We start from the raw sequence: 21,593 nt of genomic DNA, 5'->3' as shown, positions 1-21,593 counted from the left end.
CCGGAGGACCCATGGCGTTCGGCTGGATCGACGAGTCCGCTGAGCTGCGCCGCCGCGCCGGACTCGTACGGACCCTGCGCCCCCGGCCCGCCGACTCGCCGCTGCTGGACCTCGCGAGCAACGACTACCTGGGGCTGGCCCGGCACCCCGAGGTGATCGCGGGGGCGCGGGAGGCGGCCGAGCTCTGGGGCGGCGGGGCGACCGGGTCCCGTCTGGTCACCGGCACCACGGAGCTGCACACGGCGCTGGAGCGCGAGCTGGCCGCGTTCTGCGGCTTCGAGGCGGCCCTGGTCTTCTCCTCCGGCTACGCCGCCAATCTCGCCGCGGTCACCGCGCTCGCCCCGCACGGCTCGCTGATCGTCTCCGACGCGGGCAACCACGCCTCGCTCATCGACGGCTGCCGGCTGGCCCGGGGCACGACCCAGGTCGTCGGGCACGCCGACCCCGACGCCGTCCGCAAGGCGCTGGCCGGCCATGAGGGGCCCGCCGTCGCGGTGTCCGACACGGTGTTCTCGGTCGACGGCGACGCGGCCCCGCTGGCCGCCCTCGCCGGGGCCTGCCGGGAGTACGGCGCCGGGCTCGTGGTGGACGACGCGCACGGCCTCGGGGTGCTGGGGGAGGGCGGCCGGGGCGCCGCGCAGGCGGCGGGGCTCGCGGGGGCCGACGACGTCGTGGTGACGCTCACGCTGTCCAAGTCCCTCGGCAGCCAGGGCGGAGCCGTGCTCGGTCCCGCCAAGGTGATCGACCACCTGGTCAACGCGGCCCGGACCTTCATCTTCGACACCGGCCTCGCGCCCGCGGCGGCGGGCGCGGCGCTCGCGGCCCTGGGCCTGCTGCGCCGCGAGCCGGGGCGTGCGGCGCGGGCGCGCGAGGTGGCGAGCGAGTTGTACGAGCGGCTGACGGCCCTGGGTCTGGAGGCGGTACGTCCGGACGCGGCCGTCGTCTCGGTGCGCGCGCCGTCCCCGGAGCAGGCCGTGCGCTGGGCGGCCGACTGCCGTGCGGCGGGGCTGGCCGTGGGCTGCTTCAGACCTCCTTCCGTGCCCGACGGCGTCTCCCGGCTGCGGCTGACGGCCCGCGGGGACCTCTCCGGGGAACAGATCGAACGCGCGGTACGGGTGATCGGCGAGACGCGGCCATGAGTCGGCGTACCACGGCCGTAAGTCACCGCCGATCGATTCAGATCGGTCGATCCGCAGGATCGAGAACGGCGGTCAGTGGAATGCGGCCGTGAAACCCGCCCAGCTCTCGGGGGAGAAGAGCAGCGCGGGTCCTTCCGGCCTCTTGGAGTCGCGCACGGCGAGCCGGCCGGCCAGCCGGGCCGTCTCGACGCAGTTGTTGGCTCCCGTGCTGTAGCTGCTGCGCAGCCATCGCGCACCGTCCAGCAGATGGCTCACGGGGACGTTCCGAGGCAGTGCGGTCATGGTGCCTCCTTACGCGCCGTCCACGATCCCGGCGATGTGATCCAACGATTCCTCGGGTGAAAGGGCGTGTGCCTGGAGGGAGTTGAAAGCCTCGACGTATGCCTCCAGGTCTTCTTTCCGTTCGAGGTAGAGGCTACTCGTCATGTGGTCGAGAACAACCACGTCCAGATCAGAAGTGCGCGGAAATGAGAAGATAACGAAAGGCCCGGTGATGCCGATATGCGCCCCGGCGGAGAACGGCAGGACCTGGATCCGCACCTGGGGCAGCCGCGCCGCCTCCAGCAGCCGCAGCAACTGCCGCTCCATCACCTCGGGTCCGCCCACCTCCCGGCGCAGCACGGCCTCGTCCAGCACCGCGCTCAGCCGCAGCGGGGGCCGCGCCCGCAGCACCTCCTGCCGGGCCAGCCGCACCTGCACCAGCGCGTCCAGCCGTTCGTCCGGCTCGTCGCGCAGTCCCCGCACCGCGGCGCGGGTCACCGCGCGGGCGTACTCGGGCGTCTGCAGCAGCCCCGGCACCACCGAGGTCTCCAGTGTGCGCATCGCGCTGGCCTGTGACTCCAGACTGATGAAGTCCCGGTAGGCGGGCGGCAGTACACCGCGGTAGGCGTGCCACCAGTGATGGCGTCCGATGCCGTCGTCCGAGCCCGCCAACATCAGCAGCAGTTCGCGCAGTTCGGGGTCGGAGACCCGGTAGGCGTCCAGGAGCAGCCGTACGTCGGACGGTTTCACGCCGCTGGCGCCGGTCTCGATACGGCTCACTTTCGACTGGTGCCAGCCCACCAGCCGGGCCGCCTCGCCACTGGTGAGCCCGGTGCGGGTGCGCAGGGCGCGCAGTTCGGCACCGAGCTTCCGGCGGCGTACCGCGGGACCGTGCTGCATGGTCCCCTCCCTACTCCTTCCGGGCCGCCCGAATACGCTCTGCCGTCGCAGAGTTCACCGCTTCGAGCGACAGATATATGCATATCTTGGTGGATCGGCACCGTGACCGGCGCACGGGTGGCAGTCTGGCGGACGAAGCACCAGTCCGGGACCGTACTCGAACCCTCCGATCCTTGTCGGACCGCGGTCCTGTGGGAAAGGGACGACGTCGCCATGGCAGACCACCTGGAAGCATCCGTCACTCTGCCGAGCGATCCCGCCTCGGTCTGCGCGGCCCGTGCCTTCGTCATCGGCACGCTGGAGGAATGGGGTCTGCCGTCCGGCGCGGACGTGGCCGACAGCGTACGGCTGATCGTCTCCGAACTGGCCACCAACGCCGTACAGCACACCTTCGGGCAGTCACCCACCTTCACGGTGGACCTGCGCCTGGAGCGTGACGAACAGCTGCGCATCGGCGTCACCGACAGTCACCCGAGGTTTCCCAAGCGGCTGCCGGCCGCGGTGCAGCAGGACAACGGCCGCGGCATGGTCATCATCCGCTGGCTGACGGCGGAGTGCGGCGGCCGGCTGCGCGTGCGGCCCACCCGCGAGGGCGGCAAGACGGTCGCGATCGAACTGCCGTGGACCGTCCCGGTCCGGCCGGTGACCGCGGCGGGCCAACAGGAGCCGTGAGCCCCCGCCGGCGCACCGGGGCGCCGGACGGGGGCCGGTGAAGCGGTTCCGGACGGTGACGGCCCGTCAGGGAGGCCGCCACCGCCCGGAAGCGGGTCAGCTGACGCGTCCGTACCAGACCTTGCTCGTCCAGATCTTCTGGAGCCTGACGACGTCCCCGGTCTTCGGGGCGTGCCAGATCCTCCCCTTCCCGGCGTAGATGCCCACGTGGTAGACGTTCGAGCCCGAGTGGAAGAAGACCAGGTCCCCCGCCTTGCGGTTGCGGGCGGAGATGTGGCGCGTCTTGTTGTACTGCTGGGCCGCCGTGCGCGGCAGGGTCTTGCCCGCCTTCTTGTACGAGTAGAGCGTCAGCCCGGAGCAGTCGAAGCGGTGGGGGCCGGTGGCGCCGTACTTGTAGGGCGAGCCCTTCTTGGAGGCCGCGACCTGGAGCGCCTTCGTCGCCGGTGTGGCGGCCTGCGCCTCGGAGGCGGCGCCCGGAACCATCAGGGAGCCGCCCACGGCGGCCAGGGTGAGGGCCGAGGCCGTACCGGCACGGGCCATGAGCGACGGGACACGATTCTGCGCGGTCATGCGCAACCCTTCGTCAGCCGCCTGTGAAGGATGACCTGTCGGATTCGGGCTGGCGAAGTAGCCCGGCCGCCCGAAGGCGGCTTCACCCCAAGGACCACTCGGAACGGATGTTCCGGCGGACCGTCGTGCTTGGGTCCTCCACTCCTGCCGATCCACTCCTGTCGACCGGTCATCCGGGCGGCGGCAGGACTCGGCGTCCGCCCGGACCGCCCCGCCGCGGTGGCGGGGGCTTGTCGTCAGACAGGGATCTTCACTCACATGTGTCCGAAAAACCCAACGCAACCGAAGATTTGTGTTGTTACTCACCACTCGCCCAATCGGGTGGACAGCTTGATCGATGAGCGTCTGTCAAGACCCCCAAAGGGTCCCGGACCAGCACCGGAGCGCGTGCTTCCATCCCGAGGGCGAGCGGCTGGCGCAAGTGTTGACGCCCCGCAAGACGAGGAGTTTCTACGCCGAACGGGGGTACGTCCTTTGGTCCGTTTAGAAGACCGTCAGGACGCCAAGTCGTCGGAGCGCGGCGGCAGCGCGACGCGCGCCGTGCGGCGCTCCCCGTCCAGGACGCGCAGCGCCCGCGCGAGCGTGGGCGCGTGCAGCTGCGACTCGCCCCGCTGGTGCATCAGCGCCAGCGCGTCCCGCAGTTCGACCGCCTTGCGCACCAGCGCCTGGGCGGCGCGCAGTCCCGCGTAGGTGTCCTGGTGGTGGGCGGGGTTGATCCGGCCGAGCAGGTCGACCGTCTCCAGATAACGGTCGATCAACTCGCCCTCGGCGCGGGTCAGCGCGGGCAGCGGCGGCAGTTCGGGCGGCAGCATCGGCGCCTCACTCTCCGGCCGGGGCTGCGAGGGTGGCCCGGCGGTCCGGGACGACCTGGTCCACCAGCCCGTACTCCAGCGCCTCCTGGGCGGTCAGGACGCGCTCGCGCTCGATGTCCGCGCTCACCTGGTCCCGGCTGCGCCCGGTGTGCCGGGCCAGCATCTCCTCCAGGCCGGCCCTGACCCGCAGCAACTCCTCGACCCGCAGGGCGAGATCACCGGCCTGCCCCTCCATCGGCTCGGCCGGCGCGGGCTGGTGGAGCACGATCCGGGCGCCGGGCAGCGCCAACCGCTTGCCCGGCGTGCCGGCCGCGAGCAGCACCGCGGCGGCCGTGCCGGCCCGGCCCAGGCAGACGGTCTCCACGTCACAGCTGATGTAGCGCATCGTGTCGTAGACCGCCGTCATCGCGCTGAACGAGCCGCCGGGCGAGTTGACGTAGAGCGAGATGTCCCGGTCCGGCTCCCGGTGCTCCAGGTACATGAACTGCGCCGTCACATCGTTCGCCGACGTGTCGTCGATCTGCGCGCCGAGCAGGACGATCCGTTCCTCCAGCAGCTTCGAGAAGGGGTCCTGGGTGCGCGGCCCGAAGCCGGTGCGCTCGGTGAACTCGGGCAGGACGGGGCGGGCGGACGGTCGGGTCATGGCTCACGCCTCCTCAGCGGGAGTGCCTCTGTCAAAAATGTACAGGACGTACATGACGTAATGTGGTGAGCATGGCCTACGAGATTCCGGTGACGCAAGCCCGGGCTGAGCTCGCCGACCTGATCAACCGCGTGGTCTACGGCGGCGAGCGGGTCGTCGTGACCCGCCACGGCAAGCCCCTGGTCGCCCTGGTCTCCGCCGCCGACCTGGAGCGACTCGACGCGCTGGACGCCCCGGCCGAGGAGCAGGTCATCAGTGCCGTCTCCGCGGTCCGCGAGGCCGCGTCCGCTCCCCGCGAACGGCAGCGCTTCGGAATCGCGGCGGAGCACCGGGGGCCGGGGGCCTCATAGGGCCTTTGCCTTCGGGGCGGCCGGCGGGGCGCGCCTCGGCGGGTGCGTGCCGGCCCGGCGGTCCCGGCCGGTGCCGCGTGGTCCCGGTGACCTGCGGCCGGCGGCCGATGCGAACCGGCGGCCCTCGTCCGCGCGCGTACGGAGGATCGGCGAGCGTAACGATCGAACGGCCGTCGACTGCACCCTCGTCCGCGCGCGTACGGGAAGACCGCGCGCCCCCGTCCGCTACAGCGGGGACGCGCGGCCGGTTCGCGGGACGCCGGTCAGCCGGCGTAGACGGGCCGCCGCTCCTCGGCCGGCTCGGATCGGCTCGTGCGGGCCTTCAGGGCGTTGCCGAGCAGGACGGCGCCGAGCCCGACGACCGCCCACCAGACGAGCGTCAGGGCGGGGCCGGTGGCCGCGGCGCCGTCGAAGTAGGACACCGAGCGGAGCAGCGTGGTCCCCGCTCCCGGCGGCATCCACTGGCCGATGGCTCCGGCGGGCTCGGGCAGCATCTGCGGGGCCGAGGCCGCTCCCGAGAACGGGTTGCCCAGCAGCATCACCAGACCGGCCGCGATCCCGACCCCGGCCGGGCCGACGAGCGCCGCGAGCCCCGCGACCGCCGCGCCCACGGCCAGCGCCGCGAGGCCCAGCACCCCGGCCTCCGCCCACCAGTTCCCGGTCAGCGCCTCCAGCCAGCTGTGCGCGAGGGCGGCCCCCACCAGCCCGACCAGCACCGCGGCGCCGGCCAGCGCGGCCACCGCGCGCATCCCCCGCAGTCCGCTCAGGGTGACCAGCGCGCCCATCGCGATCCCGGCCAGCGTCAGCGGCAGCACGCTCGCGTTGAGCGCGGCACCGCGCGGGTCGGACGCGGGTGCGGCCACCACGTCGACGGTCCGGGGCGTGCTCCCGGCCGGTGCCTGCTTGGCGACCGCCTGCTGGAGCAGCTGCGCGACCATCGGGCTCGCCGCCGACGCGGTGAGCACCGCGGGGCCCCGCTCGTCGGCCACGACGGCGCCGTAGACCGTCCGGTCCTCGATCGCCCGGCGGGCGGCGGCCTCGTCGGCGTACCGGTGGATCTCGAAGGCCCCCTCGTGCCGCTCCAGCCGCTGCTCCAGCTGGACCGCGACGGTGCCGGGACCGGCCACGGCGATCGGCAGGTCGCGGGGCGCGGTGCGGGAGGCGGGCCAGGCGAAGGCCCACAGGGCGAGGGCCGTGACGAGCGGGACCAGGACGACGACCGCGATCAGACGGCGGGTGTGCGGTGAGGGTGTGGTGGACATGGCATTCCCCTCCGGGATACCTCGGTGGCGCTAAAAAGAAGGATCGTTCGTTTTGCCTTCTCCTCACCGTGCTCCTCGCGCCCGCTCTTGTCAAGAAGGAACGTTCGTTTTAACTTGCTGACATGGCTCGCGTATCCCAGGAACACCTCGACGCCCGCCGCCGGCAGATCCTCGACGGCGCCGCCCTGTGCTTCGCCCGCAACGGCTTCCACGCCACCTCGATGCAGGACGTGCTGAAGGAGGTCGATCTGTCGGCCGGGGCGGTCTACCGCTACTTCAGCGGGAAGGAGGAGCTGATCGCGGCGATCGTCGCGGAGGTGCTGGACGAGGTCCGCGCGGCCTTCGAGGCGGCGGCGGAGCAGAGCCCGCCCCCGGACCCCGACGCACTCGTGGCCGCCGTCCTCAGCCGGACCCTCGCCCTGCGCGCCAACCTCGTCGTCGACGGCCTGCCCGCCTTCCCGCGCCTGGTCGTCCAGGTCTGGTCGGAGATCCCGCGCAACGACGAGCTCGCGGGCGTGCTGCGCGAGGGCTACGGCGCGGTGCGGGCGGCATGGGCGCGGATCGTGGAGCTCTACCAGAAGTCCGGCCGGATGCGCGTCGACGTCGAACCCGACCATGTGGCCCGCACGATGATCGCCGCCGTGCTCGGCTTCATCGCCCAGCAGGCGCTGTTCGGCCCCGCCCCGGTGGAGATCCTGCGGGACGGTCTGCGCGCCCTGATGAGCATGCCGGACGGGAGCTGACCGGCGCCTGCCCGGTCCGTCAGCGCGGGCGTGCCGGGTCCGCGGCACGGGCGCGTCCGCCGGCCTCCGGGCGCGGGGCCGCGCCGACGCGGGGCGTCCGCCCATCCGCCGCCCAGACCGCCAGCGCGCACACCGCGAACCCGGCCCCCAGGAGGCTGGAGCCCGCCCAGCCGTAGGCGGTGAAGGCCGCGGTGGTCGCCGCCGCGCCGAGCGCGGAGCCGAGTGAGTAGAACACCATGTAGCCGCCGATGACGCTGCTGACGCGGTCCGCGAACGCGGCCGTGAGCACATGCTGGTTGCTCACGTGCACGGCCTGGACGGCGAGGTCAAGCGCCACGATGCCGGCGGCGAGGAGCCACAGCGACCACGGCAGCTGCGCGACCGCCGCCCATGAGACGACGAGCAGCGCGAGCGCCAGACCGGTCACCGGGGTCGCCCGGCCCGCGTCCGCCCAGCGTCCCGCGCGGGCCGCGCCGAGTGCGCCGGCGAGCCCGGCGACGCCGAACAGCCCGATCCGGCTCTCGCTCAACTGCCACGGCGCCGCCGCCAGCGGCAGGGACAGCCCGCTCCACAGGGTCCCGAACGAGGCGAACAGGAAGAACGCGACGAGCCCGCGCGTCAGGAAGACGCGCTGCCCGAACAGGGCCCCGAGCGAGACCACGACCTGCCCGTACCGCGGGCGCGGACCGGGGCGTTCCGCCGGCGGAAGCGCGAGGAGGGCGAGCGCCGCCAGCCCCAGCGACAGCGCCGCGAGCACCGCGTAGACACTGCGCCAGCCCCAGGCGTCGGCGAGCGTGCCGGTGACGACCCGGGCGCCCAGGATGCCGACCACGACACCCGAGGTCACGACGCCGATGTTCCGGCCGCGCTCGGAAGGCGGCGACACCGACGCGGCATAGGCCACCGCCGTCTGCACCACGACCGCGAACGCCCCGGCCGTCGCCAGTCCCGCGAAGGCCGCCCACGCGGCCGACGCCGAGGCCGTCAGGGCCAGCCCCGCCGCGGTGACCGCCAGATGCGCGGCGATCAGCCGGCGCCTGTCGACCACGTCGCCGAGCGGCACCAGCAGCACGAGCCCCGCCAGATACCCGAACTGACCGGTGGCCACGATCCACCCGGCGAGCTCCGCCGAGACACCGAGATCGCGGCCCATCGGCTCCAGCACCGGCTGTGCGGCATAGACGCTCGCCACCGCGACACCGCACACCACCGCGAGCAGTGACCGCCGCCATCCGTTCATCGCACCCCCCGCTCGATCAGTAGCAGATTGCAACCAATTTGACGGTACGGCATGATGGTTTCAATCCGCAACTCATAGGGAGGTGTCATGGAACGCGCCAGCGCGGGCGCACCGGACGTCGACTGGACCGACCCGGACTGCCCCGTCGCCCGCACGCTCGACCTGGTCGGCGACAGATGGAGCCTTCTGGTCGTCCGTGACGCGATGGACGGGGCGCGGTCGTTCACCGAGTTCCAGCGCCGGACCGGCATCGCGCGCAACATCCTCGCCGACCGCCTGCGCAAGCTGACCGCCCACGGGCTCCTCGCCCAGCGCCCCGCGCCCTCGGGCCGCCGCCAGGAGTACGTGCTCACCGACGCCGGCCGTGCCCTGTTCCCCGTCATCGTCACCCTGCGCCAGTGGGGAGAACGGCACGCCTTCGCGCCCGGCGAGGCCCACTCCGTCCTCGTCGACGAGCACGGCACCCCGGTGCCGGAGCTGGTGCCGGCCGGCGCCGACGGCACACCGCTGGACACCGACTCCACCCGAGTGCGCAGGGCCCGGTAGGGGGAAGGGGGCCCCGTTGCGCCCGCACAGCTTGGTTAACGTGCGCGAAACGCGGCCCAACTAGCCTGCCCCACCACGCCACCAGGCACGTTGCCCCGTGGCAGCGGCAACCGGACCCCGCACGGTCCGGAGCGAAGAGGTGAGGTGGGACGTGCAACTGACCCCGCACGAGCAGGAGAGGCTGCTGATCCATGTCGCGGCCGACGTCGCCGAGAAGCGCCGGGCCCGCGGTCTGAAGCTGAACCACCCCGAGGCCGTCGCCCTCATCACCTCCCACATCCTGGAGGGCGCTCGGGACGGACGCACCGTCGCCGAGCTGATGGCCTCCGGGCGCAAGCTGCTGACCCGCGACGACGTCATGGACGGCATCCCGGAGATGATCCACGACGTCCAGGTCGAGGCCACCTTCCCGGACGGCACCAAGCTCGTCACCGTCCACGACCCGATCGTGTGAGGGGGCGGCGATGATCCCCGGCGAGATCCTGTTCGCGGACGACGCGATCGTGTGCAACGAGGGCCGTGAGGTCACCCGGCTGACCGTCCTCAACGCCGCCGACCGGCCCGTGCAGGTCGGCTCCCACTACCACTTCGCGGAAGCCAACCCCGGCCTGGACTTCGACCGCGCCGCCGCCCGCGGCAAGCGGCTGAACGTCGCCGCCGGAACGGCCGTACGCTTCGAGCCCGGCATCCCGGTCGAGGTCGAGCTGGTGCCGCTGGCCGGCGCTCGTGTGGTGCCCGGCCTGCGCGGGGAGACCGGAGGTGCCCTCGATGCCTGAGCTCTCCCGCGCCGCCTACGCCGACCTGTTCGGCCCGACCACCGGCGACCGCGTCCGGCTCGCCGACACCGATCTGCTGATCGAGATCGAGGAGGACCGCTGCGGCGGCCCCGGACACGCCGGTGACGAGGCGGTGTTCGGCGGCGGCAAGGTCATCCGCGAGTCCATGGGCCAGTCCCGCGCCACCCGCGCGGACGGCACCCCGGACACCGTGATCACCGGCGCCGTGATCGTCGACCACTGGGGCGTCATCAAGGCCGACGTCGGCATCCGCGACGGCCGGATCACCGGCATCGGCAAGGCCGGCAACCCCGACACCATGGACGGCGTCCACCCCGACCTGGTGATCGGCCCCGAGACCGAGGTCATCGCGGGCAACGGGCGCATCCTGACCGCCGGCGCCATCGACGCGCACGTCCACTTCATCTGCCCACAGATCGCCGACGAGGCGCTGGCGTCCGGGATCACCACGCTGGTCGGCGGCGGCACCGGACCCGCCGAGGGCTCCAAGGCGACGACCGTCACGCCAGGCCCCTGGCATCTGGCGCGCATGCTGGAGGCGATGGAGCACCACCCGGTGAACGTCGGTCTGCTGGGCAAGGGCAACACCGTCTCCCAGGAGGCGATGCTCTCCCAGATCCGCGGCGGCGCCCTCGGCCTGAAACTGCACGAGGACTGGGGCTCCACCCCGGCCGTCATCGACGCCGCCCTGACCGTCGCCGACCGCACGGGCATCCAGGTCGCCATCCACACGGACACATTGAACGAGGCGGGCTTCGTCGGTGACACCCTCGCCGCGATCGCCGGGCGCGGCATCCACGCGTACCACACCGAGGGTGCGGGCGGCGGCCACGCGCCGGACATCATGAGCGTGGTCTCCGAGCCGCACGTCCTGCCCAGCTCCACCAACCCGACCCGGCCGTTCACCCTCAACACCGTCGAGGAGCACCTCGACATGCTGATGGTCTGCCACCACCTCAACCCGGCCGTCCCCGAGGACCTCGCCTTCGCCGAGTCCCGGATCCGCCCCTCGACCATCGGCGCCGAGGACATCCTGCACGACCTCGGCGCCATCTCGATCATCTCCTCCGACTCCCAGGCCATGGGCCGCGTCGGAGAGGTGATCATGCGGACCTGGCAGACCGCGCATGTGATGAAGCGGCGGCGGGGAGCGCTGCCGGGCGACGGGCGCGCGGACAACCGCCGCGTCCGGCGCTATGTCGCCAAGTACACGATCAACCCCGCGCTCGCCCAGGGGCTCGCCCGTGAGATCGGCTCGGTGGAGACCGGCAAGCTCGCCGACCTCGTGCTGTGGGACCCGGCGTTCTTCGGCGTCAAACCGCAGCTCGTCCTGAAGAGCGGCCAGATCGCCTACGCGCAGATGGGCGACGCCAACGCCTCCATCCCCACCCCGCAGCCGATCCTGCCGCGCCCGATGTACGGGGCGATCGGCCGCGCCCCCGCGGCCAACTCCGTCAACTTCGTGGCACCGCTCGCCCTTGCGGACGGGCTCCCCGAACGGCTCGGGCTCGGCAAGCGGTTCGTGGCGATCGAGTCCACACGGGCCGTGACCAAGGCGGACATGCGGGAGAACGACGCGCGGCCGCGGGTGGACATCGACCCCGACAGTTTCGCCGTACGCATCGACGGCGACCTCGTCGAGGCCACCCCTGCGGCCGAACTGCCCCTCGCCCAGCGTTACTTCCTCTTCTGATGTCCAGGGCTGCGCTACTGGTCCTGGCCGACGGCCGCTTCCCCGCCGGAGGGCACGCGCACTCCGGCGGTGCCGAGGCGGCCGTCGAGGCCGGGCGCGTCACGGACGCGGCGAGCCTGGAGGAGTACTGCCGGGGGCGGCTGCACACGACCGGGCTGGTCTCGGCGGCCCTCGCCGCGGCGGCCGCGCTGGGCCTGGACGCGGGGGAGCTGGACGCGGCCGCCGACGCGCGGACGCCGTCGCCCGCCCTGCGGGTCACCGCGCGGAAGCTGGGACGGCAGCTGCTGCGCGCGGCGCGGGCGACCTGGCCGTCACCGGAGCTCGAGACCCTGGCGGGGCGGTTTCCCAAGGGGGCGCATCAGCCGGTGGTGCTCGGGTGCGTGGCCCGCGCGGCCGGGCTGGAGGCGCTCGACGCGGCGCACTGTGCGGCGTACGAGAGTGTGAGCGGCCCGGCGACCGCGGTCGTACGGCTGCTCGGCCTCGACCCCTTCCGGGCGACCGCCGTGCTGGCCCGGCTCGCCCCGGAGCTGGACCGCGTCGCGGACCGGGCGGTGGAGGCGGCCCGCAGTGCGGTCGGCGAGGGCGTCGAGGCGCTGCCCGCCGCGTCGGCGCCGCTGACGGAGATCTCGGCGGAGGCGCACGCGGGGTGGGCCGTGCGGTTGTTCGCGTCCTGAGGATTTCCCGCCCCGCCGCCCCTGCGGGATTTCCCGCCCCCGCCGCCCCTGCCCGTTCCCCTCCCCAGGGGCTGCGCCCCTTCGCCGAGTCGCCCGGCTCGGCCGAGGAGACCCGCCGCGAGACCGCCGGGCGAGCAATCGTGAGACAGCCGAGCACGGCACCGCCGAGGCCGCCGGATCGGCACTGCAAGAAAGAGGAGCCGCCATGCACCTGGACCACTCCCACCCCGGCCCCGCCGCCCTCAGCGCCGACGCCCACCGTCCCGACGGGTCCCGCCGCGCCCTGCGGATCGGGCTGGGCGGGCCCGTCGGGTCCGGCAAGACCGCCACCGTCGCGGCGCTGTGCCGGGCCCTGCGGGACGAGCTGTCCCTGGCCGTCGTCACCAATGACATCTACACCCGCGAGGACGCCGAGTTCCTGCTCCGCGAGGCCGTGCTGCCGCCCGAGCGGATCGCCGCCGTGGAGACGGGTGCCTGTCCGCACACCGCGATCCGGGACGACATCTCCGCCAACCTGGAGGCGGTGGAGGACCTGGAGGACGAGGTCGGACCGCTGGACCTGATCCTCGTGGAGTCCGGCGGGGACAACCTCACCGCCACCTTCTCCAAGGGGCTGGTGGACGCGCAGATCTTCGTCATCGACGTGGCCGGCGGCGACGACATCCCCCGCAAGGGCGGACCCGGCGTGACCACCGCCGACCTGCTCGTCGTCAACAAGACCGACCTCGCGCCGTACGTCGGCTCGGACCTGGCCCGCATGGCCGCCGATGCCGAGGCCCAGCGGCGCGACCTGCCCGTCGTCCTCCAGTCGCTGCGGAGCGAGGCGGGCGTCGGTGAGGTCGCCGCCTGGGTGCGGGACCGGCTCGCTGCCTGGCGGGGCCGCGGATGAGCGGGGTGCGGGCCACGGCGCGGATCGCCGCACGCGCCGACGGGCGGGGCGGCACGTCCTTGCCCGTGCTGGAGGGCGAGGGGCCGCTGGCGCTGCGGCGGGTCCGGGGCAGCGGCCAGGGGGAGGCGAGCGTGCTGCTCGTCGGCGCCATGAGCGGGCCGCTCGGCGGGGACCGGCTCGCCCTGCGGGCGCAGGTGGGGGAGGAGGCCCGGCTGCGCGTCGGGTCTGCCGCCGCCACCCTCGCCCTGCCCGGTCAGAGCAAGGGCGAGGCGCGCTACGACGTACGGCTCGACGTCGCCGACGGCGGCGAACTGCGCTGGCTGCCCGAGCAGTTGATCTCCGCCCGCGGCAGCGACCTGTACGTCACCACACGCGCCGACCTCGCCGCCACGGCCCGGCTGGTGCTGCGCGAGGAGCAGGTCCTCGGGCGGGCGGGGGAGGAACCCGGCACGCTCACCAGCCGTCTCACGGTGCGCGTCGCCGGGCGCACGGTGCTCGACCAGGAGCTCGCCTGCGGGCCGGGGGCGCCCGGCGGGTGGGACGGTCCGGCCGTGCTCGGGGGGCGGCGTGCGGTGGGGCAACTGGTCGTCGTACGGCCGGAATTCGACGGTCGGCCGGTGCCGGCGCAAGGGCTGGGCGAAGGCGCGTTCCTGCTGCCGCTCGCCGGGCCGGCCGCGCTGATCAGCGCCGTCGCCCCGGACGCCCTGCGGCTGCGCCGGGCGCTGGAGGAGGGGCTGGAACGGCTGGAGCACGCGTACCGCTGACCGGAATCCGTGTCCCGGTTATCGGATTGGCAAAGAAGACCGGCCACCCCTGTTGTCAGGGACCCTACAGCCATCAGGATCACCCGTACTTGTGTCGAAACCTTGTACGGGGAGGCTCATTTGACAGCCATGAGAGCGAAGCGGCGCACCGCGGCGGCCGGATCGGCCGGTGCGCTGATCGCTGCGGCGCTGATCGCCGGGGCGGTGACCGCGCCCACGGCCAGCGCCAGTCCGACCGACACCCGCCACCGCACCTACAGCGAGGCCCAGGGCGCAGCGATCGCCGCGGCCCGCGCCGCGAAGGCGGGCGTCGACTGGAAGGACTGCCCCGCCGACTGGGGCCTGGAGAAGCCCATCCAGTGCGGCTGGGTCACCGTCCCGCTCGACTACGCCAAGCCGTACGGCAAGCAGATCAAGCTCGCCGTCGACCGCATCGGCAACACCGGCACCCCCGAGGAGCGCCAGGGCGCCCTCGTCTACAACCCGGGCGGCCCCGGCGGCTCCGGGCTGCGCTTCCCGCGCCGCGTCGTGACCAAGGCGCCGGTCTGGGCCAAGATCGCCAAGGCGTACGACTTTGTCGGCTTCGACCCGCGCGGCGTCGGCAAGTCCACGCCGATCTCCTGCGTCGACCCGCAGGAGTTCGTCAAGGCGCCCAAGCTGGACCCGGTGCCCGACAGCGAGGCCGACAAGCGCGCTCAGCGGGGGCTGGCCCGTGCGTACGCCGAGGGCTGCCACGAACGCAGCGGCGAGATGCTGCCGCACATGACCACCCCGAACACCGCGCGCGACCTCGACGTCATCCGCGCCGCGCTCGGCGAGAAGAAGCTGAACTTCCTCGGCGTCTCCTACGGCACCTACCTCGGCGCGGTCTACGGCACGCTGTTCCCGACGCATGTGCGCCGCATGGTCGTCGACAGCGTGGTCAACCCGTCCCGCGAGAAGATCTGGTACCAGGCCAACCTGGACCAGGACGTCGCCTTCGAGATGCGCTGGAAGGACTGGCAGGACTGGGTCGCCGCCAACGACGCCGCCTTCCACCTCGGCACCACCCGCGAGGCCGTCCAGACCAAGTGGCTCCAGCTGCGCGCCACGGCCAAGGAGAACCCCATCGGCGGGGTCGTCGGACCGGCCGAACTGATCTCCTTCTTCCAGAGCGCCCCCTACTACGACTCCGCGTGGGTCCCCGTCGCCACGGTGTTCTCCCGCTACGTCGCCGGTGACACCCAGGCCCTCGTGGACGCGGCCGCGCCCGACCTCTCCGACACCGCGGGCAACGCGGCGTCCGAGAACAGCAACGCCGTGTACACGGCCGTCGAGTGCGCGGACGCGAAGTGGCCCACCAGCTGGAAGCGGTGGGACCGGGACAACACGCGGCTGCACCGGGACCACCCGTTCATGACGTGGGCCAACGCCTGGATGAACCTGCCGTGTGCCACCTGGCCGGTGAAGCAGCAGACGCCTCTCGAGGTGCGCTCGCGCAAGGGGCTGCCGCCGGTGCTGATCGTGCAGGCCGAGCGGGACGCGGCGACTCCCTACGAGGGGGCTGTCGAGCTGCACGAGCGGTTCAAGGGCTCGCGGCTGATCACGGAGAAGGGCGCGGGGTCGCACGGGGTGACCAGCCTGGTGAACTCGTGCATCAACGACCGGGTGGACGCGTATCTGCTGAGCGGGGCGCTGGACGCGGCGGATGTCGTGTGCGCGCCGCACGCGGTGCCCAAGCCGTAGGGGCCGGCGGGTCTGTGCGGGTTTCGTCGTGGCTGTTCGGGCAGTTCCCCGCGTCCCTTGAGGGACGTCACCTGCGCGCCAGCCACGCGTCTTCCGCCGCGTAGTCGAAGAGGTCGCCGTACGCGGCGTACATCTTCGGGTACACCTCCCGCCAGTCGCCCTCCGCCAGCCGGCGCTCGATGCACTCCACCGTCTCCGGCAGGGTCTCGGCGTAGCGCACCACCGGGCGGTAGCCCAGCTCCCGCTCCGCCGCCGTCATGTCGCAGACGATCGGGACCGGCACCGACCACGGCGTCCGCCCCACGGTCGGTGCCGGTGGGGCGCCCTCGACGAGGACGTCCTCGGCCTCGAAGCCCATCACCTCGTCGATGGCCCGCGCGATCGCCGTGACCGTCGGGGCCTCGGAGTCCACCGCGTTCAGCACGCGCGCGCCCGGCCGGGCCGCCGCCAGGCGGATCAGCTCGGCCAGGGTGTGAACGCTGACCGGGTGGAAGCGGCTGCGGCCGCCGTAGGAGATGACCCTCTTGCGGCGGCCGTCGAGGTTGCGCTTGACGAAGTAGAGCTCGCGCGGGGTGCGGCAGTGCGGGCCGTGGACCGCGCCGGCGCGCAGGAGCGTGGTCGGCAACCGGTCGGCGGCGGCGAGGAGTTCGCGCTCCACGGCCGCCTTCGCCGTGCTGTAGGTCGCCTCGCCGGGCGACACCGTGCGCTGGGTCTCCGGGATCGGCAGCGGATAGTGCGGGAAGCCGTCGGGTTCGGCCTGGGTGTCGAAGCCGCGGCCCCGGTCGTCCACGTACACCGAGACGCTGGAGATCACCACGGCCGAGCCGATCCGGTCGGCGAGGCCGGTCAGCCGGCGGGCGTGATGCTGCCGGAACGCGACCATGTCCACCAGCACGTCGCAGCCGTCGCCCAGCACCGCCTCCAGGGCCTTGTCGTCCTCGCGGTCCAGGCGCACCGCCCGTACCCCGTCGGGCCAGGCCGCGTCACGGCCGCCCCCGCGTGAGGCGGCCGTCACCTCCCAGCCGTCGCGTGCCAGTGCCGTCACCGTGGGGCGGCCGATCTGACCCGTCGCCCCGATCACCACAGCTCGTCTCATGCCGTCACGGTAGGCGCCCGACTCCCGTGCGCCCGAGGGAATCTGCTGACGGCAGACCCGTCATGTCAGCGGCATCCGCGGGAACCGGCGCTCCTTCGCCTCGGCGTCCTGCGCCTTCGCGACGGCCGCGTACGTGTCGACGTACTCCTGCTCCGACAGGGAGAGGATGGCGTACATGATCTCGTCGGTGATCGCGCGCAGGACCGCCTTCTCGTTCTCCATGCCGGCGTAGCGGGAGAAGTCCAGGGGCTCGCCGAAGCGGATGACGACGGGGTGGATCCGGGGGACGACCTTGCCCGGGGGCTGGGCCTCGAAGGTGCCGATCATGGCGCAGGGGACGACGGGCACGCCCGCCTTGAGGGCCATGACGGCCACACCGACCTTGCCCTTGTACAGCCGCCCGTCGTGCGAGCGGGTGCCCTCGGGGTAGATGCCCAGCAACTCGCCCTTGCCCAGGACGCCCAGGCCCTCGCGGATGGCGGCCTGGCCCGCCTCCTTGCCCGAGCGGTCGACCGGGATCTGTCCGGCGCTGCGGAAGAAGAAGGCGGTCAGACGGCCCTTGAGACCGGGGCCGGTGAAGTACTCGGCCTTCGCCAGGAAGGTGATGCGGCGCTTGAGGACGGCCGGCATCAGGAAGTGGTCGGAGAAGGAGAGATGGTTGCCGGCGACGATGGCCGCGCCGGTGGCCGGGACGTGCTCAAGGCCCTCGATCCGGGGGCGGAACACCAGTCTCAGGAGCGGCCCGAGCAGTACGTACTTGAGCAGGTAGTAGAACAAGGCGTCGCTCCTCACTGTGGTGACTCGGCACAACCGCCACGTTCTCGCAGGTCAACCGGCCTGTCGTGAGGTGTCAGTGTAGGCGCGGGCGCCCTCGGCCGGAACAGGTCCGGCCGAGGGTGGCCGATCATGGCCCTACGCCAGTACCTTCTCCAACGCCCCGATGGCGGACCGCAGTTCCTCGCCGGTGATGGTCAGCGGGGGAGCGATGCGGATCGTGGAGCCGTGGGTGTCCTTGACCAGGACGCCCTCGCGCATCAGCCGTTCGCTGATCTCGCGGCCGGTGCCGATGGCCGGGTCGATGTCGACGCCCGCCCACAGGCCGCGCGCCCGGAAGCCGAGCACGCCCCGGCCGACCAGCTCGGTCAGCCCGCCGCGCAGGACCATGCCCAGCTCCTGCGCCCGGCGCTGGAACTCGCCGCCCTCCAGCAGCTCGATCACGGCCGTGCCCACCGCCGCGGCCAGCGGGTTGCCGCCGAACGTCGAGCCGTGTTCACCCGGATGCAGGACCCCGAGGACGTCCCGGCTGCCGACCACCGCGGACACCGGCACGATGCCGCCGCCCAGCGCCTTGCCGAGCAGCACCAGGTCGGGCACGACGTCCTCGTGCTCCACCGCGAGCGTGCGCCCGGTGCGGCCGAGCCCCGACTGGATCTCGTCGGCGATGAACAGACAGCCCGTGCGGCGGGTCAGTTCGCGCACCCCGGCCAGATAGCCGTCGTCGGGGATCAGCACGCCCGCCTCGCCCTGGATGGGCTCGATGAGCACCGCCGCGGTCGTCTCGTCGATCGCCTCCTCCATCGCCGCCAGGTCGTTGTACGGCACGATCCGGAAGCCCGGCGTGAACGGGCCGAATCCGGCGCGGGCGGTCTCGTCCGTGGAGAAGCTGACGATCGTCGTCGTCCGGCCGTGGAAGTTGTCCGCCGCCACCACGATCGTCGCCCGGTCGGCGGGGACGCCCTTCACGTCGTACGCCCACTTGCGGGCCAGCTTGATGCCGCTCTCCACCGCCTCCGCGCCGGTGTTCATCGGCAGCACCATGTCCTGGCCGGTCAGCTCCGCCAGCCGCTCGGCGAACTCGGCGAGCCGGTCGTTGTGGAAGGCGCGCGAGGTGAGGGTGAGGCGGTCCAGCTGGCGGTGCGCGGCCTCGATCAGCGCGGGGTGGCGGTGGCCGAAGTTCAGGGCCGAGTAGCCGGCCAGCATGTCGAGGTAGCGGTTGCCCTCGACGTCCTCGACCCAGGTGCCCTCGGCGCTCGCCACGACCACGGGCAGCGGGTGGTAGTTGTGTGCGAGGACCGGCTCCTCGGCACGGATCAGCTCGGCGGAGGAGCGGGTGGAGGCGGGTGCGGTCATCAGCGGATCTCCTGGGTGCAGCACTTGATGCCGCCGCCGGCCTTGTGGAACTCCGACAGGTCGACGGGGACGGGGACATAGCCGTGCTCGGCGAGACGTGCCGAGAGCGCCTCGGCCCGGGGCGCGATGAAGACGTGACGGCCGTCGGAGACGGAGTTCAGGCCGAACGCCATCGCGTCCTCGCGGGTGGCCAGCACCGCGTCCGGGTACAGCCGGGCGAGGACCTCGCGGCTGCCCGGGGAGAACGCCTCCGGGTAGTAGACGATGTTGTCGTCGTCGAGGACGAACAGCGCCGTGTCCAGGTGGTAGAAGTACGGGTCCACCAGCGTCAGGCTGATCACCGGGTGCCCGAAGAACTCCTGCGCCTCGCGGTGCGCCTCACGGGTGGTGCGGAACCCGTGCCCGGCGAGGACATAGCGGCCGGTCCACACCAGATCGCCCTCGCCCTCGCACACCGACTCCGGGCGGTGCACGTCGAAGCCCGCCTGCTTGAACCAGGTGTCGTAGTGCACGGACTCCGGGCGCCGCTCCGGCGCGTGGAAGAGGGAGCCGAAGACCCGGCCGTCGACGACGACCGCCGAGTTCGCGGCGAACACCATGTCCGGGAGCCCGGCGACCGGCTCCACGGCGTCGACGTCGTGCCCATGGGCACGGTAGGCGCTGATCAGCGCGCTCCACTGCTCCTGGGCGAGGTCGACGTCCACCCGGACGTCGGGATGCATCCAGGGATTGATCGCGTACTGCACGGCGAAGTGTCTGGGTTCGCAGACGAGGAAACGCCGCCGGCGCGGCACACGGCTGTCGGTCACAGAGGGGTCCCTCCGCTTCCTGGGGTGATCGACGGGGTCGAGACCACGGTAAGAACGGACGGATACGGGCGACAAGAAACGAAAGCTGCGTGTCCACGCAGGAATGCTGCGTCTTGATCAGGCCGGACGCACGCCTGCTGCGTCCTCCGGCGCGGGCTGGGACGCACCCGCCTCCGGACTCTCCGGGATCAGATGGGACAGCACCATCACACTGATCGTCTTGCGGATGAACGGCTCGGCACGGATGCGCTCCAGCACGTCCTCGAAGTGCTCCACGTCCCGCGCCCGCACATGCAGCAGGGCGTCCGCGCCGCCGGTCACCGTCATCGCCGCGGTGATCTCCGGATGGTTGCGCACCACGTCCGCGATCCGCCGGGGCGGGGCCGCGCCCTCGCAGTACACCTCGACATACGCCTCCGTGCGCCAGCCCAGCGCCGACGGGCGCACCGTCGCCGTGAACCCGGTGATGACCCCGGTGTCCCGCAACCGGTCCACCCGCCGTTTCACCGCCGTCGCCGAGAGTCCGATCGCCGCGCCGATCTCGGCGAAACTGGTCCGGGCGTTCGCCATCAGGGCGGTGATGATCTTCCGGTCGAGCTCGTCGAACGGGGTGGTCCTGCTGTTCATGGCCGCACCCTATCCAGGGGAAACGCTCCTGCCCCGGCACGTGTCCAGGCGTACGGATTACTCCTACACTCCACGTTCATGCTGCGCGCCCTCGCTGTCGACGACGAACGCCCCTCGCTGGAGGAGCTGCTCTACCTGCTCAACGCCGATCCCCGCATCGGCAGCGCGGAGGGCGCGTCGGACGCCACCGAGGCCCTGCGGCGCATCAACCGCGCCCTGGAGAGCGGCCCCGGCGGACCCGAGGCCATCGACGTGGTCTTCCTCGACATCAACATGCCCGGTCTCGACGGACTCGACCTCGCCCGGCTGCTCAGCGGCTTCGCCCAGCCGCCCCTGGTCGTGTTCGTCACCGCGCACGAGGACTTCGCCGTGCAGGCGTTCGACCTCAAGGCCGTCGACTACGTGCTCAAACCGGTCCGCAAGGAGCGCCTCGCCGAGGCGGTACGACGCGCCGCCGAGCGCAGCGACACCGCCCCGCGCATCCCCGTGCACGAACCCGACCCCGACCACATATCCGTCGAGCTCGGCGGAGTGACCCGGTTCGTGGCCGTCGACGACATCACCCACGTCGAGGCCCAGGGCGACTACGCCCGGCTGCACACCGCCCGGGGCAGCCACCTGGTCCGCATCCCGCTGTCCACCCTGGAGGAACGCTGGCGCGCCCGCGGCTTCGTCCGCATCCACCGCCGCCATCTGGTCGCCCTGCGCCACATCGCCGAACTGCGCCTCGACGCCGGCTCGGTCAGCGTCATGGTCGGCGCCGAGGAGCTCCAGGTCAGCCGCCGTCACGCCCGCGAACTGCGGGACCTGCTGATGAGGAGGCCCTGACCGTGCCCCAGGACCCCACCGCGGCCCGTGTTCTCGTCACCGGCCCGCCTCGCCGCACCCGCCGCCCGCCCGCCCACTACCGCCCGCGCACGGAGATCGACGAGCAGACCACCCTCGGTCACACCTATGTGCGCTCCCTGATGCGCAGCCAGCTGCGTGCCGCGCTGACCGCCCTCGCCGTCCTCGCCCTGCTCGTCGGCCCGCTGCCCCTGCTCTTCAGCGCCATCCCCGCCGCCCGCCGCCTGGAGTGGGCCCTCCTCGGCTTCGGCCTGTACGCCCCCCTCGTCCTGCTCGCCCGCTGGTACGTGCGCCGCGCGGAACGCAACGAACGGGACTTCGTGCGGCTGGTCGAGGACCGATGAACGCACCGCCTGCGCCCGATGAGCGCCGAGGGCCGACGCGCCCCCCGACCGTCGAGGACCG

General features: G+C 72.7%; 26 protein-coding genes and 1 riboswitch. Of the genes, 14 read left to right on the top strand and 12 right to left on the bottom strand.

Annotated elements, in window-relative coordinates:
• Positions 1 to 11 precede the first annotated feature (11 nt).
• On the top strand, positions 12 to 1,139 hold the full coding sequence (locus ACSU6M_RS04735; protein WP_437067320.1) for an 8-amino-7-oxononanoate synthase: 1,128 nt from the start codon (positions 12 to 14) through the stop codon (positions 1,137 to 1,139).
• A gap of 72 nt (positions 1,140 to 1,211) precedes the next feature.
• On the opposite strand, the gene ACSU6M_RS04730 is transcribed toward ACSU6M_RS04735, so the two are convergent.
• Positions 1,212 to 1,421, bottom strand: a complete 210-nt coding sequence (locus ACSU6M_RS04730) for a DUF397 domain-containing protein (RefSeq protein ID WP_437067318.1) — start codon at positions 1,419 to 1,421, stop codon at positions 1,212 to 1,214.
• Positions 1,422 to 1,430: 9 nt separating this feature from the next.
• Positions 1,431 to 2,300 (bottom strand): helix-turn-helix domain-containing protein, encoded by an 870-nt coding sequence (locus tag ACSU6M_RS04725; RefSeq protein WP_437067316.1) that lies wholly within the window; start codon positions 2,298 to 2,300, stop codon positions 1,431 to 1,433.
• A gap of 213 nt (positions 2,301 to 2,513) precedes the next feature.
• On the opposite strand from ACSU6M_RS04725, the gene ACSU6M_RS04720 reads away from it, so the two are divergent.
• The gene (locus ACSU6M_RS04720) at positions 2,514 to 2,972 is read left to right on the top strand and encodes an ATP-binding protein (protein WP_437067314.1); all 459 of its coding nucleotides are present in this window, start codon (positions 2,514 to 2,516) and stop codon (positions 2,970 to 2,972) included.
• Between the two features lie 96 nt (positions 2,973 to 3,068).
• On the opposite strand, the gene ACSU6M_RS04715 is transcribed toward ACSU6M_RS04720, so the two are convergent.
• From ACSU6M_RS04715 to ACSU6M_RS04705, 3 genes are all read right to left on the bottom strand, one after another.
• Positions 3,069 to 3,542: a C40 family peptidase gene (locus tag ACSU6M_RS04715; protein ID WP_437067312.1), complete on the bottom strand. Its 474-nt coding sequence runs from the start codon at positions 3,540 to 3,542 to the stop codon at positions 3,069 to 3,071.
• A 3-nt stretch (positions 3,543 to 3,545) separates the two neighbouring features.
• A riboswitch (cyclic di-AMP (ydaO/yuaA leader) is annotated at positions 3,546 to 3,732 on the bottom strand.
• Between the two features lie 304 nt (positions 3,733 to 4,036).
• A complete protein-coding gene (locus ACSU6M_RS04710; RefSeq protein WP_437067310.1) occupies positions 4,037 to 4,354 on the bottom strand; it encodes a hypothetical protein in 318 nt (105 codons plus the stop codon).
• A 7-nt stretch (positions 4,355 to 4,361) separates the two neighbouring features.
• On the bottom strand, positions 4,362 to 4,997 hold the full coding sequence (locus ACSU6M_RS04705; RefSeq protein ID WP_437067309.1) for an ATP-dependent Clp protease proteolytic subunit: 636 nt from the start codon (positions 4,995 to 4,997) through the stop codon (positions 4,362 to 4,364).
• Positions 4,998 to 5,068: 71 nt separating this feature from the next.
• Here ACSU6M_RS04705 and ACSU6M_RS04700 point away from each other — a divergent pair, with 71 nt between their 5' ends.
• Positions 5,069 to 5,347, top strand: a complete 279-nt coding sequence (locus tag ACSU6M_RS04700; protein ID WP_437067307.1) for a type II toxin-antitoxin system Phd/YefM family antitoxin — start codon at positions 5,069 to 5,071, stop codon at positions 5,345 to 5,347.
• A 263-nt stretch (positions 5,348 to 5,610) separates the two neighbouring features.
• On the opposite strand, the gene ACSU6M_RS04695 is transcribed toward ACSU6M_RS04700, so the two are convergent.
• Entirely contained in the window at positions 5,611 to 6,609 is a 999-nt protein-coding gene (locus ACSU6M_RS04695) for an ABC transporter permease (RefSeq protein ID WP_437067305.1), read from the bottom strand.
• Positions 6,610 to 6,731: 122 nt separating this feature from the next.
• On the opposite strand from ACSU6M_RS04695, the gene ACSU6M_RS04690 reads away from it, so the two are divergent.
• The gene (locus ACSU6M_RS04690; protein WP_437067303.1) at positions 6,732 to 7,352 is read left to right on the top strand and encodes a TetR/AcrR family transcriptional regulator; all 621 of its coding nucleotides are present in this window, start codon (positions 6,732 to 6,734) and stop codon (positions 7,350 to 7,352) included.
• Between the two features lie 19 nt (positions 7,353 to 7,371).
• On the opposite strand, the gene ACSU6M_RS04685 is transcribed toward ACSU6M_RS04690, so the two are convergent.
• Positions 7,372 to 8,592 (bottom strand): MFS transporter, encoded by a 1,221-nt coding sequence (locus tag ACSU6M_RS04685; protein ID WP_437067302.1) that lies wholly within the window; start codon positions 8,590 to 8,592, stop codon positions 7,372 to 7,374.
• Positions 8,593 to 8,679: 87 nt separating this feature from the next.
• Between ACSU6M_RS04685 and ACSU6M_RS04680 the strand changes: the two genes are divergently transcribed.
• From ACSU6M_RS04680 to ACSU6M_RS04645, 8 genes are all read left to right on the top strand, one after another.
• Positions 8,680 to 9,138 (top strand): winged helix-turn-helix transcriptional regulator, encoded by a 459-nt coding sequence (locus ACSU6M_RS04680; protein WP_437067300.1) that lies wholly within the window; start codon positions 8,680 to 8,682, stop codon positions 9,136 to 9,138.
• 151 nt (positions 9,139 to 9,289) lie between these two features.
• Positions 9,290 to 9,592 (top strand): urease subunit gamma, encoded by a 303-nt coding sequence (locus ACSU6M_RS04675; protein ID WP_266394040.1) that lies wholly within the window; start codon positions 9,290 to 9,292, stop codon positions 9,590 to 9,592.
• 10 nt (positions 9,593 to 9,602) lie between these two features.
• On the top strand, positions 9,603 to 9,914 hold the full coding sequence (locus ACSU6M_RS04670) for an urease subunit beta (protein ID WP_437067298.1): 312 nt from the start codon (positions 9,603 to 9,605) through the stop codon (positions 9,912 to 9,914).
• The gene (locus ACSU6M_RS04665) at positions 9,907 to 11,628 is read left to right on the top strand and encodes an urease subunit alpha (protein WP_437067296.1); all 1,722 of its coding nucleotides are present in this window, start codon (positions 9,907 to 9,909) and stop codon (positions 11,626 to 11,628) included. Before ACSU6M_RS04670 ends, ACSU6M_RS04665 begins: the two co-directional genes overlap by 8 nt.
• Positions 11,628 to 12,302 carry an urease accessory protein UreF gene (locus ACSU6M_RS04660; protein WP_437067294.1) on the top strand — a complete coding sequence of 225 codons (675 nt, stop codon included), beginning with the start codon at positions 11,628 to 11,630 and terminating at the stop codon, positions 12,300 to 12,302. Before ACSU6M_RS04665 ends, ACSU6M_RS04660 begins: the two co-directional genes overlap by 1 nt.
• A 205-nt stretch (positions 12,303 to 12,507) precedes the next feature.
• On the top strand, positions 12,508 to 13,191 hold the full coding sequence (gene ureG / locus ACSU6M_RS04655) for an urease accessory protein UreG (RefSeq protein ID WP_437067292.1): 684 nt from the start codon (positions 12,508 to 12,510) through the stop codon (positions 13,189 to 13,191).
• Positions 13,188 to 13,955, top strand: coding sequence for an urease accessory protein UreD (locus ACSU6M_RS04650; protein ID WP_437067290.1), 768 nt, complete (start codon positions 13,188 to 13,190; stop codon positions 13,953 to 13,955). Before ureG ends, ACSU6M_RS04650 begins: the two co-directional genes overlap by 4 nt.
• 129 nt (positions 13,956 to 14,084) lie before the next feature.
• On the top strand, positions 14,085 to 15,680 hold the full coding sequence (locus tag ACSU6M_RS04645; RefSeq protein WP_437075007.1) for an alpha/beta hydrolase: 1,596 nt from the start codon (positions 14,085 to 14,087) through the stop codon (positions 15,678 to 15,680).
• 67 nt (positions 15,681 to 15,747) lie between these two features.
• On the opposite strand, the gene ACSU6M_RS04640 is transcribed toward ACSU6M_RS04645, so the two are convergent.
• The 5 genes from ACSU6M_RS04640 to ACSU6M_RS04620 all read right to left on the bottom strand — a co-directional run bounded on the left by ACSU6M_RS04640 (position 15,748) and on the right by ACSU6M_RS04620 (position 20,342).
• On the bottom strand, positions 15,748 to 16,776 hold the full coding sequence (locus tag ACSU6M_RS04640; RefSeq protein WP_437067289.1) for an NAD-dependent epimerase/dehydratase family protein: 1,029 nt from the start codon (positions 16,774 to 16,776) through the stop codon (positions 15,748 to 15,750).
• Between the two features lie 60 nt (positions 16,777 to 16,836).
• Positions 16,837 to 17,553, bottom strand: coding sequence for a lysophospholipid acyltransferase family protein (locus ACSU6M_RS04635; RefSeq protein ID WP_437067287.1), 717 nt, complete (start codon positions 17,551 to 17,553; stop codon positions 16,837 to 16,839).
• A 135-nt stretch (positions 17,554 to 17,688) separates the two neighbouring features.
• Complete coding sequence (gene rocD, locus ACSU6M_RS04630; RefSeq protein ID WP_437067285.1) at positions 17,689 to 18,906, bottom strand: ornithine--oxo-acid transaminase; 1,218 nt, start codon at positions 18,904 to 18,906, stop codon at positions 17,689 to 17,691.
• A complete protein-coding gene (ddaH, locus tag ACSU6M_RS04625) occupies positions 18,906 to 19,715 on the bottom strand; it encodes a dimethylargininase (RefSeq protein ID WP_437067284.1) in 810 nt (269 codons plus the stop codon). The genes rocD and ddaH overlap by 1 nt, the downstream gene beginning before the upstream one ends.
• A gap of 117 nt (positions 19,716 to 19,832) precedes the next feature.
• The gene (locus ACSU6M_RS04620) at positions 19,833 to 20,342 is read right to left on the bottom strand and encodes an Lrp/AsnC family transcriptional regulator (protein WP_437067282.1); all 510 of its coding nucleotides are present in this window, start codon (positions 20,340 to 20,342) and stop codon (positions 19,833 to 19,835) included.
• Positions 20,343 to 20,420: 78 nt separating this feature from the next.
• Between ACSU6M_RS04620 and ACSU6M_RS04615 the strand changes: the two genes are divergently transcribed.
• Positions 20,421 to 21,170, top strand: a complete 750-nt coding sequence (locus ACSU6M_RS04615) for a LytR/AlgR family response regulator transcription factor (protein ID WP_437067280.1) — start codon at positions 20,421 to 20,423, stop codon at positions 21,168 to 21,170.
• A gap of 2 nt (positions 21,171 to 21,172) precedes the next feature.
• A complete protein-coding gene (locus tag ACSU6M_RS04610; RefSeq protein ID WP_437067278.1) occupies positions 21,173 to 21,532 on the top strand; it encodes a hypothetical protein in 360 nt (119 codons plus the stop codon).
• Positions 21,533 to 21,593 lie beyond the last annotated feature (61 nt).

It is taken from the genome of Streptomyces sp. enrichment culture, from assembly GCF_964272895.1.
GTDB lineage: Bacteria > Actinomycetota > Actinomycetes > Streptomycetales > Streptomycetaceae > Streptomyces.
This window is presented reverse-complemented; position numbering and strand designations above follow the sequence as displayed.